Origin of the sequence: Micromonospora sp. NPDC049151 (assembly GCF_040648395.1) — a bacterium.
Lineage (GTDB): Bacteria > Actinomycetota > Actinomycetes > Mycobacteriales > Micromonosporaceae > Micromonospora.
The window spans coordinates 148,575-161,734 of record NZ_JBEZDP010000007.1; the positions used below are offsets into that span (position 1 = coordinate 148,575).

At 73.8% G+C, this 13,160-nt stretch carries 14 protein-coding genes; 8 read left to right on the top strand and 6 right to left on the bottom strand.

The genetic code is table 11. The features are described from left to right. Positions 1 to 94: 94 nt before the first annotated feature. Complete coding sequence (locus AB0B20_RS11125) at positions 95 to 364, top strand: GlsB/YeaQ/YmgE family stress response membrane protein (protein ID WP_357383323.1); 270 nt, start codon at positions 95 to 97, stop codon at positions 362 to 364. Positions 365 to 431: 67 nt separating this feature from the next. On the opposite strand, the gene AB0B20_RS11130 is transcribed toward AB0B20_RS11125, so the two are convergent. The 3 genes from AB0B20_RS11130 to AB0B20_RS11140 are packed head-to-tail and all read right to left on the bottom strand — an operon-like array spanning position 432 to position 3,316. Continuing rightward, a complete protein-coding gene (locus AB0B20_RS11130; RefSeq protein WP_357383325.1) occupies positions 432 to 2,021 on the bottom strand; it encodes a DUF4139 domain-containing protein in 1,590 nt (529 codons plus the stop codon). Positions 2,022 to 2,057: 36 nt separating this feature from the next. After that, positions 2,058 to 2,894: a hypothetical protein gene (locus tag AB0B20_RS11135; RefSeq protein WP_357383327.1), complete on the bottom strand. Its 837-nt coding sequence runs from the start codon at positions 2,892 to 2,894 to the stop codon at positions 2,058 to 2,060. Next, positions 2,891 to 3,316, bottom strand: a complete 426-nt coding sequence (locus AB0B20_RS11140) for a SigE family RNA polymerase sigma factor (protein ID WP_357383570.1) — start codon at positions 3,314 to 3,316, stop codon at positions 2,891 to 2,893. Before AB0B20_RS11140 ends, AB0B20_RS11135 begins: the two co-directional genes overlap by 4 nt. 298 nt (positions 3,317 to 3,614) lie before the next feature. Between AB0B20_RS11140 and AB0B20_RS11145 the strand changes: the two genes are divergently transcribed. Then, positions 3,615 to 3,971, top strand: a complete 357-nt coding sequence (locus AB0B20_RS11145) for an STAS domain-containing protein (RefSeq protein ID WP_357383329.1) — start codon at positions 3,615 to 3,617, stop codon at positions 3,969 to 3,971. A 3-nt stretch (positions 3,972 to 3,974) separates the two neighbouring features. Here the strand turns inward: AB0B20_RS11145 and AB0B20_RS11150 are convergent, their stop codons facing one another. Then, positions 3,975 to 5,219 carry a PP2C family protein-serine/threonine phosphatase gene (locus tag AB0B20_RS11150; protein ID WP_357469940.1) on the bottom strand — a complete coding sequence of 415 codons (1,245 nt, stop codon included), beginning with the start codon at positions 5,217 to 5,219 and terminating at the stop codon, positions 3,975 to 3,977. Positions 5,220 to 5,422: 203 nt separating this feature from the next. On the opposite strand from AB0B20_RS11150, the gene AB0B20_RS11155 reads away from it, so the two are divergent. The 5 genes from AB0B20_RS11155 to AB0B20_RS11175 are packed head-to-tail and all read left to right on the top strand — an operon-like array spanning position 5,423 to position 10,565. After that, positions 5,423 to 7,045 (top strand): ABC transporter substrate-binding protein, encoded by a 1,623-nt coding sequence (locus AB0B20_RS11155; RefSeq protein WP_357469943.1) that lies wholly within the window; start codon positions 5,423 to 5,425, stop codon positions 7,043 to 7,045. Next, a complete protein-coding gene (locus AB0B20_RS11160; protein ID WP_357469946.1) occupies positions 7,042 to 8,034 on the top strand; it encodes an ABC transporter permease in 993 nt (330 codons plus the stop codon). The genes AB0B20_RS11155 and AB0B20_RS11160 overlap by 4 nt, the downstream gene beginning before the upstream one ends. Then, complete coding sequence (locus AB0B20_RS11165) at positions 8,027 to 8,893, top strand: ABC transporter permease (RefSeq protein WP_357383337.1); 867 nt, start codon at positions 8,027 to 8,029, stop codon at positions 8,891 to 8,893. Before AB0B20_RS11160 ends, AB0B20_RS11165 begins: the two co-directional genes overlap by 8 nt. After that, positions 8,890 to 9,858 carry an ABC transporter ATP-binding protein gene (locus tag AB0B20_RS11170; protein WP_357383339.1) on the top strand — a complete coding sequence of 323 codons (969 nt, stop codon included), beginning with the start codon at positions 8,890 to 8,892 and terminating at the stop codon, positions 9,856 to 9,858. Before AB0B20_RS11165 ends, AB0B20_RS11170 begins: the two co-directional genes overlap by 4 nt. Continuing rightward, positions 9,855 to 10,565, top strand: coding sequence for a dipeptide/oligopeptide/nickel ABC transporter ATP-binding protein (locus AB0B20_RS11175; RefSeq protein WP_357383341.1), 711 nt, complete (start codon positions 9,855 to 9,857; stop codon positions 10,563 to 10,565). Before AB0B20_RS11170 ends, AB0B20_RS11175 begins: the two co-directional genes overlap by 4 nt. A gap of 7 nt (positions 10,566 to 10,572) precedes the next feature. On the opposite strand, the gene AB0B20_RS11180 is transcribed toward AB0B20_RS11175, so the two are convergent. Both AB0B20_RS11180 and AB0B20_RS11185 read right to left on the bottom strand, forming a co-directional pair. Beyond that, positions 10,573 to 11,013 (bottom strand): hypothetical protein, encoded by a 441-nt coding sequence (locus tag AB0B20_RS11180; protein ID WP_357383343.1) that lies wholly within the window; start codon positions 11,011 to 11,013, stop codon positions 10,573 to 10,575. An 84-nt stretch (positions 11,014 to 11,097) separates the two neighbouring features. Further along, complete coding sequence (locus AB0B20_RS11185) at positions 11,098 to 12,255, bottom strand: peptidoglycan DD-metalloendopeptidase family protein (RefSeq protein ID WP_357469949.1); 1,158 nt, start codon at positions 12,253 to 12,255, stop codon at positions 11,098 to 11,100. Between the two features lie 179 nt (positions 12,256 to 12,434). Here AB0B20_RS11185 and AB0B20_RS11190 point away from each other — a divergent pair, with 179 nt between their 5' ends. Beyond that, a complete protein-coding gene (locus AB0B20_RS11190; protein ID WP_357469952.1) occupies positions 12,435 to 12,911 on the top strand; it encodes a TspO/MBR family protein in 477 nt (158 codons plus the stop codon). The last annotated feature ends 249 nt before the right edge of the window (positions 12,912 to 13,160 follow it).

The window sequence follows — 13,160 nt, forward strand, 5'->3', positions numbered from 1 at the left end:
CAGTTCCGTGACGAAAGCGGCTTCCGGGTTTGGTCGAGTGGTTGATCTGGGCAACCAGCCAGTCGCCAACACATCCGAGGGAAGGACGGCTCTCGTGGAGGTCACGGGTTTCTTCACCGCGCTCATCATCGGTCTCATCATCGGTGCGCTCGGGCGCCTGGTGGTACCGGGCAAGCAGAACATCCCGATCTGGCTGACCCTGCTCATCGGTGTGGTCGCCGCGATCGTCGGCACCCTGGTGGCCGGCGCGTTCGGTGTCGACGACACCGCCGGCATCGACTGGATCGAGCTGGCGCTCCAGGTCGGCTTCGCCGCCATCGGCGTCGCCATCTTCGCCGGCGCCTACGGCCGCCGTCGCCTCTGAGACCGAAGGAAGGGCCCCTTCTTAACGCATTCCGCATAAGAAGGGGCCCTTCTTAACGCGTGCGCGGCTACTCCCGCCAGCCGGTCAGCTCGACGCCCTTCGCCAGTTCCACCCGGAAGCCCAGGACGATCTCGCCGCTCTCGCCGGGCGCCAGCGACAGCCGCCAGGTCAGCTCGCCCAGCTCCGTACGCTCGACCGGCGGCGGCGTCAGCGTGGTCTCGCGTACCACCACCGCCTCGTCCCGGGACACGGGTAGCTGATCGCGCACCTCGACCGTGGCCGCCCGGGGCGTGTGGTTCGCCACCGTGATCCGGTACTCCACCTCCCGCCGCCGCGTCGACCCGAGCGTGGCCCTGCTCTCGGTGCGCCGGGACAGCTTCCGCTCCACCCGCAGCCGGTCGTCCACCCCGAGCGCCAGCTCGGTCTCCTCGCCCGGCGCCCACGTCGTCAGCCGCGTCGCCGCCACGAAGTCCGCGCCGTGGAACACCGACGCCCGGCCGGGCAGCAGCGTGTGCTCCGACGTGTTGCGTACCGTCGCCCGCAGGTGCGCCTCGGCGGCGCGCACCGGCACGGTCACGTGGTCCAGCCGGGCCGGCAGCTCCAGCACCGCGATGGTGACCCGGTGCGTGCCGCCGTCGGCGGGCACCGCCACCGGCCGGGCGGGCCGGTAGGTAGCCGCCGTCACTCCCTGCTCGGCCTCGGCGACGCTCTCCCGCACCGCGGGCCGGGGCGCCGCGGCCCGCGCCGTCTCCGGACGGCCCGCCGGCGCCGCGCCGGGCGCCGGCGGCGGCACCATGCCGCCGAACGACGCGGCCGACATGGCCATCGGCGGCTGCGGCCGGAGCCGGTCGAGATACCAGGGCGACAATTCGGGTACGCCGCTGGCCGCCGCCGGGCGGGCGGTGGAGAGCTGGAGCTCGCACTCCGGCCAGTCCTCCCCGGTGCCCTGGCTGACCAGCCCGAACCAGGTGACGGTCATGGTGTCCCCGACCAGCCGCAGGTCGTAGGAGGGCGTCCAGCGGGCGCCGTCCACCAGGTACGTCAGCTCCAGCTCCACCTCGGTGTCGTCCGCGTCCACCGAGACGGAGACGTCGGCCGCCAGCCGGTCCGGCTCCCGCTTGCCACGCGTCGCGTCCAGTTCCCGGTCGACAGCGGCCAGTTCCTCGGCCAGCTCGGTGCGCCGCCGGGCCAGCCCGCGCCGCCGGGCGCGTGACTCGGCGAGCTGACCGGACACCGAGTCGGTGAAGGCCGCGACGTCGGCCGGGGCCGCGTCGCCGGCGGCCAGCGCCCGGGCGTACGTGCCACCCGCGCGCTCGGCCAGCCGGGTGAGGAACTCACCGCGCTGGTCCTCGATCGCGTCGGTGTCACCGACCTCGGCCAGCTCGTCGGCGAGTTCCCGGCGCCGCCGTTCCAGCTCGACGACCTGGGCGTCGGTGCTGCGCGCCCGCCGCCACGCGGTCACGTCCACCCCGAGCACCGTCACCGCGCCCCGGCCACCCACCCGGATCGAGTCCCGGCGCAGGCCCGGCGGGAGCGGGGCGACGCGTACCCGGTGGTCGCCGGCGGCCAGGCGGACGCCGCCGCGGCGGGTGACCCGGGCGCGGTCCGGGTAGACGGTCACGCCGACGACAGGCGCATCGATCTCCACAGTGTCCACCGCGGCGAGGGTAGTTCAGGCGCGCCCGTGCGGCGGCTACCGCAGGTGCAGCCGTTCGTCGACCGCGAGAGCCGCCAGTTCGTGCGCGGTGAACGGCAGCGGCGCGGCGGGCGTCTGCCTGTCGTACGAGCCCTGCGCGACGAAGACCACCACGCCGTCCGGGTGCCGGTAGGCGGCCCACTGGTCGAACCGGTCGTCCGCGCCGGGCCGGACCACCACGCCCACCGTCGCGTCGCCGACGGTCACCGGCTGGCACTCGCCACCCATGCGCCAGAACTCACGGGCCAGGGCGCACGGTTCGGCCGGCAGCCGGTTCCCAGGCGTGTGCACCTCGGTGAGCAGGCGTCCCTTCCACGTCCCCTTTGCCACGTCGACAGAGGCCATGTAGCTCCACACCTCGACGCCGTCGACCCGGCCGGTGAAGTCCGCCTGATGCGTCCCCGGCGTCTTCTCGCCGGTCCCGCCGGGCGTGGTCTTCTCGGCGGTGTAGCCGGCGGGCACCCCGGCGAGGAGCCGGTCGAGCAGCAGGGCGCCCTGGTCGTACCGGGTGCCCGCCCGTGCGGTGCGGTCCTCCTGCGGCAGGCCGTCGGGCCCGGTCGGCATCGGTTCGGCGCTTTTGTCCGCCGACGGCGGCGGGGCGGCCTGCGGCAGCGCGGCCGGTGGGCGACGATCGCCGCCGTCCGGGGTGGAGATGGCCACGACGCCCGCGACCGCGAGAACCGCCGTCGCCGACCCGGCGCACGCCCGGACGGCTCGCCGCCTGTTGCGAGCCCGCCGGGCGGTACGCAGCATGCCGTCGACGCTGAGTCGCGGTGCCGTGGCGACGCTGAGCATCTCGTCGCGAAGAGCCTCGCGCAGCTGTTCTCCGTTCATCGTTGCCCCTTCTCGCTCGGTGAGTGCACGGGTGACAGGAGACCGCGCAACGTGTCGAGGCCGCGGGCGGACTGGCTCTTCACCGTTCCCGGCGAGCAGTCCAGCAGCGCCGCCACCTCGTCGATCGGCAGGTCCTCCCAGTAGCGGAGGACCAGGACGGCCCGCTGCCGGGGCGGTACGGCGGCGAGCGCCTGGAGCATCACGAGCCGGTCCTCGTGCGGACTCGCCGGCATCGGCGAATCGGCGTCGGGCGTGCCCACCCGTTCCCGCCGCCACCAGCCCCGCCGCCGTTCGTCGAGGAAGGACCGGACGATGATCTGGCGCAGGTAGGAGTCGAGCACCTCGTGCCGGGCGATCCGGTCCCAGGCCAGGTACAGCTTGGTGAACCCGGTCTGGACCAGATCCTCCGCGCGCGGTGCCAGTCACCGCAGAGCAAGTACGCGGTGGCGCGCATGGCGTGGTGCCTCGCCGAGAAGTACTCGGCGAACGCCGTGTCGCGATCACTCATTCGGACCTCCGATCAGATTCGGGATAGTCACGTCGGTTGTGGCGCCCGAGGTTGCTCGGAAGGCGGAACAATTCGATACGTGACCGGCACCGGCGTGTCCTGCGCCACCCGGCGGGCGGCCGCCGTGACTTACCCGGACCCACGGGAGGCGATCGGAGCCGACTTCTGGCACCGTGGATGGGACCAGCCATACCGGCTAGCGTCGAGGGGGATTGGTGGAGTTCTCGCTGACGACCAGGCAGGGGCCTGTCGGCCCGGTGATCGAGGTCGCCGGTGATCTGGACATGGCCAGCGCGCCGCAGTTGCGTGACCGGTTGCTCGAGGTGGTGGAGGCCGGTGCGGGGGCGGTGGTCGTCGACCTGACCCAGGTCGGGTTCGTGGACTCCAGCGGCCTGGGCGCACTCGTGCTCGCCTACAAGAGCCTGCGGGAACGCGAGGGCTGGATGGGTCTGGCCGGCGTGCGCCAGCCGGTACGCAAGGTTTTCTCGATCACCTCGGTGGACCGCGTCATCCCACTTTTCGAGACGGTGCGAGAGGCGGAGGAGGCCTCACCGGCGGCGGTGCGCTGAGCGTCACTCGTCGGGGCTGACGCGGGCGGGGTCGGCGCCGGCGGTGGTGTTCCGTGGCCCGTGACCGTCGTACCAGTCGATGACGAGCATCGTGGCGTCGTCGTCCAGGACCGGCCCGGCGGCTGCCAGCACCGCGTCGGACAGCGCTCGCACCGCCTCGCGGGGGTGCAAGTGGGCGAGGCGGAGCAGGGTGGCGGGCAGGTCGACGTCGGCGGCGTTGCGGTCCCGCATGCCGTCGGTGACCAGCACCAGCCGGTCGCCGGGCAGCAGGGACAGCTCCCCGCTGCGGAAGCCCTCCTCGGGGAACATGCCGAGCGGGAAGTTGGCCGGCAGGTCCACCGGCAGGACCCGGCCGCCGCGGACCAGCATCGGTGGGATGTGACCGGCGTTGAGCAGTTCGCACCGGCCGGTGGGCAGGTCGACGCGGCCCAGCACGGCTGTGACGTACGCGCCGCGCACGTTGGCGTGCTGGGCGATGGCCCGGTTGGCCTCCTCGGCCTGGGCGACGAGGCTGCCGCCGCGCCGCCGCGTGTTGCGCAGGCTGCCGACGCCGAGGGTGGCGGTGAGCGCGCTCGCCACGCCGTGCCCCATGGCGTCGGTGACGCTGAGGTGCAGGACGTCTCGCGCCAGGCTGTAGTCGAAAGTGTCCCCACCGACGCTGGCGGCCGGCTCCAGCCAGCCGGAGAGCGTGAAGGCGCCGGCCTCGCAGGTGAACGAGGCGGGCAGGAGCCGGCGTTGGATCTCGGCGGAGAGGCTGAACGGCGTGGTGCGCTGCCCCCACTCGAACAGGTCGGTGTGCCGGCGGTTGGCGATGACGACGAACGCCAGCGCGTGCGCCGTACGGGCGATCCGGGCGACCGCCGCGTCGTCCGGCTCGCCGGGCAGGTCGATCTCCAGAAGGCCGATCGCCTCTCCTCGCTCGGTGACCGGCGCGACCACCGTCCACCGGCCGTGACCGGGGATCACCCGGGCGGTCTGCTGGCGTAGTGCCTGCTCGTAGGGCCCGCCGTCGAAGGGGAGGACCTCGGCGGCCTCCTCGTCCTGTCGACGGCCGGGACCGTCGTCAGCCGGCTGATGGGTCAGCCGGACCAGCGCGCGACCGCTGAGGTCGGCGATGAGCAGCGAGACGCTCAGTGCGTTCAGGGCTGCGGCGATGGTGGCGGTGACGGCCTCGACCGCCTCCACCGGTGCGCCGTCCTCGGCCGCCTGCAGTATGCCGGCCACTACCGCCCGTTCGCTGTTCTCCACCAGTCGAGCATATTCAGCCTGCTCGCGGGTCGCCTGGCGAGCGGGACGCCGGAGGCCGTGGCCGTCGACGCGGCTCTATTGCATAAAATTTGCAACTACAGGATGCTGGCAGCAACGGGTGGGTGCCCGGGCACGCGATGATCTGATCTTCGCCGGGGCACCCGCCCGGTTGCTGCCGGGACGACGGTCCGAAGGAGCTGCCGGTGGGGATCAGGCCCATGCCCGTACGCGTGGCGGCGGTGCTCGCCGCCGCCCTGCTCGCCGCCGCCCTGCTCGCCGCCGCCCTGCTCGCTGCCGCCTGCTCGTCGCCGACGGCGTCGACCGGCACGAGCGGGGCCGGCACGGTGGTGGTCGCCACCGCCGGTGAGCCGGACACGCTCAATCCGGTGCTCAACTACGGGGTCGACGGCGCGTCGTTGATCTTCGACGGGCTGGTCGCCCGGGACGCCCGCAACCAACTGGTGCCGGCGTTGGCCCGCGAGCTGCCCACCGTCTCGGCGGACGGGAAGACGGTCACCGCGAAGCTGCGCGAGGGCGTGCGGTTCCACGACGGCAGCCCGCTCACCGCGCAGGACGTGGTCTTCACCTACCAGGCGGTGCTCGACCCGAGGGTCGACTCCACGCTGCGTTCCGATCTGGACATGCTCGCCTCCGTCGCCGCGCCCGACCCGGCGACTGTGGTGTTCACCCTGAAGTACGCCTACGCGCCGTTCCCGCAACGGCTGGCGCTGGGGATCGTCCCGGCGAAGGCGTTCGCCGGACAGGACGTCAACAAAGCCGCCTTCAACCGCAAGCCGGTCGGCACCGGCCCGTACCGGTTCACGTCCTGGACCCCCGGCGACCGGCTCGTGCTTGCGGCGAACGAGGCGTACTGGGACGGCAAGCCGGCGAACTCCGGCGTGGTGGTGGCGTTCGTCGCCGACGACAACGTCCGGGCCCAGCGGACGCGGGCCGGTGAGTTCGACGCGGCGGAGCTGGCGCCGAAGCTCGCCTCCGGCTTCGAGAGCCGCGACGGCTACCGGGTGCACAAGGTGCCGACCGCCGACTACCGGGGCGTCATGCTGCCGATGGGCAACCCGGTCACCGCCGACCTGGCGATCCGGCGGGCGCTGAACGTCGCGGTGGACCGGCAGGCCATGGTGACCGGTGTGCTCGGCGGCGCCGGGGAGCCCGCGTTCGGGCCGGTGCCGCCCACGTCGGAATACGCCGAGCCGTCGATCGTCGGCAAGCCGGCCGCCGACACCGCCGCGGCGACCGCCGCGCTGGACGCCGCCGGGTGGAAGCCCGGCCCGGACGGCATCCGCGTCAAGGACGGGCGGCAGGCCGCGTTCACGATCCTGTACCCGGCCACCGACAGCCTGCGCAAGGAACTGGCCCTGGCCGTCGTCGCCGACGCGAAGAAGGTCGGCATCACTGTCACGCCGGAGGGCCTGACCTGGGACGCGATCACCCCGCGGATGAAGACGGACGCGCTGATCATGGGCTACGGCACGCCGTACGACCCGGACTTCGTCTCCTACAAGCTGTTCAGCTCGGCCTTCGCCGGGCAGGGCTTCTTCAACCCCGGCTCGTACCGCTCGGCGGTCACCGACGCCGCGTTGCAGGCCGGCCGGGACAACGCCGACCCGGCCGCCCGCAAGGCCGCGTACGCCACGTTCCAGAAGCAGCTCGCCGCCGACGTGCCGTGGGTGTTCCTCACCTACCTCCAGCACACCTACGTGCTGAAGGACTCCGTGACCGGGGTGACGCCGCGGGTCGAGCCGCACGAGCACGACGTCGCCAACAGCATCTGGTGGAACGTGCACACCTGGACGAAGAAGTCGTGACCGGCCGGCGGCGGCTGGCCGGGGCAGGCGTCGTGGTCCGGCGCCGGCTGCTGGTCGCAGTACCGGTGCTGGCCGCGACAAGCATGGGCATGTTCGCCCTCGGCGCCGCCTCCCCGATCGACCCGGCCCAGCAGTACGCGGGCGCGGCGGCGTTCACCACCAGCGAGGAGAACCTGGCGCAGATCCGCGCCAACTGGGGCGTCGACGACCCGCTGCCGGTGCGGTACGCCCGCTGGGTCGGCAACCTGCTGCGTGGCGACCTGGGCTGGTCGACCAGCCGGCACGAACCGGTCACGTCCGTGCTCGCGTCCCGGGCCGGCTGGACGCTGCTGCTCGTCGGCACCGCGCTGGCCCTGGTGCTGGTGGCGAGCGTGCTGCTGGGCACGCTGGCCGCGTACCGGCGGGGTGGCTGGTTCGACAGGGCGCTGCGCGCCGTCGCGTACGCGGTGCAGTCCATGCCGGTGTTCTGGATCGGTCTCGCGGCCATCGCCGTGTTCGCCCTCACCCTCGGCTGGTTGCCCGCCGGGGGGCTCACCGACATCACCGCCACCGGCACCGACCCGGCCGACGTGGCCCGGCACCTGGTGCTGCCGGTGACAGTGCTGGCGATCTCCCAGGCCCCGTGGTTCGTGCTGTTCGTCCGAGACGCGGTCGCCGAGAGCCTGCGCGACGACCACGTCCTGGCCGCCCGCGCCCGAGGGCTGCCCGGCCGGGTCGTCCTGTTCGGACACGCGCTGCGTACCGCGCTGCTGCCGTTCCTCACCCTGGTCGGCACGCACCTGCCCGAACTCGTCGGCGGCGCGGTCCTGGTGGAGACCGTGTTCTCCCTGCCCGGGCTCGGCGCGGTCACCGTCGAGGCGGCGCTGGGCGCCGACTTCCCGCTGCTCGCGGCCACGACGCTGGCCACCGCCGTCGTGGTGCTGACCGCGAATCTGCTCACCGACCTCGCCTACGCCGCCGCCGACCCCCGGGTACGCCTCGATGACTGACCTCGCCCTCCCCGCGCGCGTCCGGCGCCTGCGCCGTCCCGGCAGCGTGGGCACGACAGTCGCCGTCGTCATGCTCGCCGGTGTCGTGGCCGCCGCGCTGCTCGCCCCGGTCCTGTGGCCGCTGGACCAGAGCGCCGTCGACCTCTCCCGTACCCGGCTCGCGCCCTCGCCGGAGCACCTGGCCGGCACCGACGACCTCGGCCGCGACGTGGCTGTGCGCAGCCTCTACGGCCTGCGCGTCTCGCTGCTCGTCGGCGCGGTCGCGGCGCTCGTCGCCGCCGTCATCGGCGGCCTGGTCGGCGCGCTCGCCGGCAGCGTCGGCGGCTGGGTCGACAGGGCGCTCATGCGCGTCGTGGACACCGTCGCCGCGCTGCCGCACCTGCTGCTCGGCATCTTCATCGTGGCGATGCTGCGTCCCAGCCTGGGCGCGGTGATCGCGTCCATCGCGCTGACGCACTGGCTGTCCACCGCCCGGATCGTCCGCTCCGAGCTGCTCAGCCTGCGTAACCGGCCGTTCGTGGACGCCGCGATCTCCGGCGGCGCGAGCCGGGCCCGGGTGCTCACCCGGCACCTGCTGCCGCACGTGCTGCCGCGCCTGGCGCTGGCGACCACGCTCATGGTGCCGCACGCCGTCTGGCACGAGACCGCGCTGTCCTTCCTCGGCCTCGGCCTGCCGCCGCACCTGGCCTCGATCGGCAACATGATCAACGACGGGCAGCGGTCCCTGCTCACCGGCGCCTGGTGGGCCAGCATCGTCCCCGGCCTCCTGCTCGTGGCGGCCACGCTGGCGCTCGCCGCGCTCACCGGCCGCTGGCGCGACCGCCTCGACCCGCGCGTACGGGCGGAGCTGCACCTGTGACCGCCCCGGCGCTGCTGACCGTTGACGGGCTGACCGTCCGCTTCCGGCTGCGGGACGCCGTCGTGCACGCCGTCACCGACCTGAGCCTCACGCTGCGGCCCGGCGAGCTGCTTGCCGTGGTCGGCGAGTCCGGGTGCGGCAAGTCCGTCCTCGCGCACGCCCTGCTCGGCCTGCTGCCGCGCAACGCCACAGTCACCGGGCGGGCCGACCTGCGCGCGCCGGGCCGGGACGAGGTCGATCTGATCGGCGTCGGGGAACGGCACCTAGCCCGGCACGTACGCGGCCGGGCCGTCGGCCTCGTCCCGCAGAGCCCCGCCACCGCGCTCACCCCGGTGCGGACCGGCCGGAAGCTGCTGGCGGAGACGCTGCGCGCGCACGGGCACACCCGCCGCGACGCGCCCGCCGCCGCCGACCGGATCGCCGCCGACGTCGGTCTCGACCCGGCCGCCCTCGACCGGTACCCGCACGAGCTGTCCGGCGGCATGGCGCAGCGGCTCGCCACCGCGCTCGCCCTCGCGCCCGACCCGCCGGTGCTGCTCGCCGACGAACCCACCACCGGCCTCGACCGGCCGCTCGTCGACCACACCCTCGACCTGCTGCGCCGCCGCTGCGACACCGGCGCCGCCGTCCTGCTCATCACGCACGACCTGGCCGCCGCGCGCCGCGTCGCGGACACCGTCGCGGTGATGTACGCCAGCCGCATCGTCGAACACCGCCCCGCCGAGGCGTTGTTCGACGACCCGGCCCACCCGTACACCGCCGGGCTGCTCGACGCCCTGCCCGACCGCGCCTTCGTTCCGGTGCCGGGCCACCCGCCCGCGCTCACCGACCTGCCCGGCGGCTGCGCCTTCGCCCCGCGCTGCGCCCGCGCCACCGACACCTGCGCGACGCTGCCCCGTCTCGCCGCCGACGGCGCGGGCCGGGTCGCCTGCCACCACCCGCTTCGCGAGGAGGTACCGGCATGACGGTCACGGTTCCGGACGCCACCGACGCCGCCGCCCGGGGCGCCGCGCCGGCCGGCGGGCTCGCCGCGCACCAGGTCTGCGTCGCGTACGGCGGGCAGCGCGTCCTCGACCGGGTAGACCTGCACATCGCCCCCGGTGAGACGGTCGGGCTGCGCGGGCCGTCGGGCAGCGGCAAGTCCACGCTCGCCCGCGTCCTCGCGCTGCTGCACGCCCCGGACAGCGGGCACGTCACGATCGACGGGCAACCGCTCGACGGTGTCCGCCATCGCCTGCCGGCGCAAGTGCGCACCCGCGTGGCGATCCTGTTCCAGAGCCCGCGCGCCGCCACCGACCCGCGATTGAGCCTCGCCGACATCGTCGCCGAGCCGCTACGCGCCACCGGCACACCGCGCGAGCGGGCGGCCGCCCGTACGGCGGAGCTGGCCGAGCTGGTCGGACTCACCGCCGACCTGCTGACCCGCCGCCCGCACGCGGTCAGCGACGGGCAACTGCAACGCGCCTGCCTGGCCCGTGCCCTGGTGCACCGGCCGGACTACCTGCTCTGCGACGAGGCCACCGCGATGCTCGACGCCTCCACCCAGGCACACGTCGCCGCCGTCATCGGCGACTACCAGCGCCGGCAGGGCGCCGGGGTCCTGGTCATCACCCACGACCCGGCGCTGATGGCCCGCTGGGCCACCCGGGTGGTGGACCTGCCGGCGGCGTGACGTCGCGTCACTCCTCGACGGGTCGGCGTACGGCGCCCACCGCCCCGGCGACGACGGCCCCGAATCCGATCGCCATGAGCGGCATCCCCATCTCGAAGGGCAGTTCACCGACCCAGTCGATGCTGTCGCGCTCCGGCAGCGCGTCCAGGCTCACCGCGACCACGGCACCGGCGAGGAACATCCCGGCCACCGCCGCGCCGACCGCGAGCTTGGCGCACGCCACGCTCCGGCCGGCCCAGAGTCCGGCGAGGACGGCGATCGCCAGGGACACCACGACCAGCCAGGTCCAGCCGCCCTCGGCCTCCAGGTAGGTCCAGCCCGAGTACGACCACTGGTGGAGGCGGCTGGCGCGGAACCAGGGGATCAGGTAGCCGAGCAGCGCGGTGGCGCTGCCGACCAGGAGCAGCAGGTCGGGGGCCGGGCGGTACCAGCGAGGGGAGTCGTCCATGCGTCCGGAAGGTAGCAGCCACCCTGATCCACTCGCACGGGTGGCGGTTCCGGGCCGCGCGCGGTCGCACGCGGCCCGGAGTGGTCAGCACCAGCCGTTTATCGGCCCGTTGACGCCGGTGGAGAGGTAGGCGTCGGACACCCAGCTGCCGTCGCTGAGCCGGTCCCACAGCGCTGTGGTGCCGTACCGGCCGGTGTGCGAGGTGCCGTTGGCGGAGCAGGCGATGGTCACTGTGGCGCCGTCGGCGACCGACCCGAGGGCGCCGTACCCCGTTCCGGGACCGGACCGCCGGGTCAGCGTGCCGCCGCCGTTGGCGTCGACGACTCCCTGGTTGAGCCCGAGCGCGCCGTAGTTGTAGAGGGCGCCGCCCACGCCGGCGAAGGCGGACCCGTGCCGGGCGCCACCCTGGTACTCACCGGCGCCGTTGGCGATGTCCCACTTCCCGATGCCGTGACCGGCGATCGGGACGTAGGCCGAGTTCTGCCGCAGCCCGAAGTGCACGTGCCGGCCGGTGGCGGAGCCGCCGCAGGTGACGTCGGTGCCGGTGTAGCCGAGGTACGCGCCCTGCGCGACGGCGGCGCCGTTGACGGAGATGCTGCTCCACAGGTGGTAGTAGTCGGTCGAGTACCCCCGGTCGTGGATGACCCGGATCCACCCGGTGCACATCGTGTACGCGGTTCCGCCCCGCGCGGCTCGGACCACCTGGTCGCCGCCGGAGAGGTCGATCGAACTCCACGGCGCGCCGCCGCCCCAGCCGTGCGGCCCGCCGGTGAGCGTCCACGTCTGCCCGACCGCGAACGGCAGCGCCATTCCGGTCCGGAAGTCGCTCCCGGCGTACATCGGGGTGACGGGCGTGCGGAACACCGCCTTCTCGTCCTGGCTCACCAGCGGTGACGCGGCGGCCAGGTCACCGAACGCGGCCTCGCCGTCGAAGGCGACGGTCCAGCCCTTGGCGCCGGCCCGCGCGAGGAAGACCGACCCGGTGGGGTGCGCGTCGGCGGACCGGTCCGCCAGCAGCACTGCGGTGCCGAACGCCCACCCGCCGTTCGCCCGGGTGACGGTGACCCGGGTCCGCTGCGGCCCGGCGGTCCGGGCGGTGGCGTCGGCCTGGCCGAGGAGTTTGGCGGTCACCGCGTCGGTGACGGGTGCCGGTGCCGGGCGGGGTGCGGCCGAGGCCGGCGCCGGCGCCACGGTCCAGGCGCCGATCGCCGCCAGAGTGAAGGAGAGCACGAGCCGTCGCATGGGGCCTCCTATCGACAAGCATCACTGAATGGCGAGGCTATCGAAGGGTGTGAAAATTGTCTACGACTCACGCGTGCTCCGATGAAGGATCTGTGCGCCGGGAGGGTGCCCGGAACGGATCGCGGACGAAGGCGGCGCACCCGCGGGTTGATCCGAGGCTGACCGGGTAGCTGAGCGGTATGCGAGTACCGACCCTGGTCAAGACCGCGGCGGCGGTGGCCGCGACCGCAGCCGCGGGTACCGCCGTCACCTCGTCCGCCACCTCCTCGCGCTGGTACCGCGGCCTGCGCAAGCCCGCGTGGCAGCCGCCGTCCACCGCGTTCCCGCTCGTCTGGACCCCGCTGTACGGGCTGATCGCGGTCGCCGGCGCCCGGGCGCTGGACCGCTCCGAAGGGCCCGAGCGGGCCTCCTTCGCGCGTGGCTACGCGCTCAACCTGGCGCTCAACGCCGGCTGGTCGGCCCTGTTCTTCGGTGCCCGGAGACCGGCCGCCGCGCTGGCCGAGATCGCCGCGCTGAACCTGTCCAACCTGGCGCTGCTGCGCCGCGCGGCGCGCACCGACGGTCCGGCCGGAGCCGCACTGGCCCCGTACGTTGCGTGGACCCTCTTCGCCACCGCGCTGAACGGCGCCATCGTCCGTCTCAATCGCGGCAGGTGAGCCCGGTGCTCCCGCCGGGCTGGGCGAGGGCTGGGCGGAGCGTCCGTTTCCGCTGGCCGTGCTCCGCCCGTTTCCATGGGGTGGGAACCCCGCGCATTTTCCATTTCGTCTCCCAGGTGCCCGTCACCCGCCTCGGCCTCGCCGAAATTGGCGGAAGTCGGCGATATCGGTTTCGGGCCGGTTCGCATGGCCGCGCATAATCATGGCGATATCGGTATCGTTCCGCCCTTGTAGTGACCAGTCCCTTCT

Bases quoted from the DNA above. Each gene is read 5' to 3' on its own strand.
- AB0B20_RS11135 (WP_357383327.1), bottom strand. From the start codon at position 2,894: ATGAACGGAGAACAGCTGCGCGAGGCTCTTCGCGACGAGATGCTCAGC.
- AB0B20_RS11165 (WP_357383337.1), top strand. From the start codon at position 8,027: ATGACTGACCTCGCCCTCCCCGCGCGCGTCCGGCGCCTGCGCCGTCCC.
- AB0B20_RS11175 (WP_357383341.1), top strand. From the start codon at position 9,855: ATGACGGTCACGGTTCCGGACGCCACCGACGCCGCCGCCCGGGGCGCC.
- AB0B20_RS11180 (WP_357383343.1), bottom strand. From the start codon at position 11,013: ATGGACGACTCCCCTCGCTGGTACCGCCCGGCCCCCGACCTGCTGCTC.
- AB0B20_RS11185 (WP_357469949.1), bottom strand. From the start codon at position 12,255: ATGCGACGGCTCGTGCTCTCCTTCACTCTGGCGGCGATCGGCGCCTGG.
- AB0B20_RS11190 (WP_357469952.1), top strand. From the start codon at position 12,435: ATGCGAGTACCGACCCTGGTCAAGACCGCGGCGGCGGTGGCCGCGACC.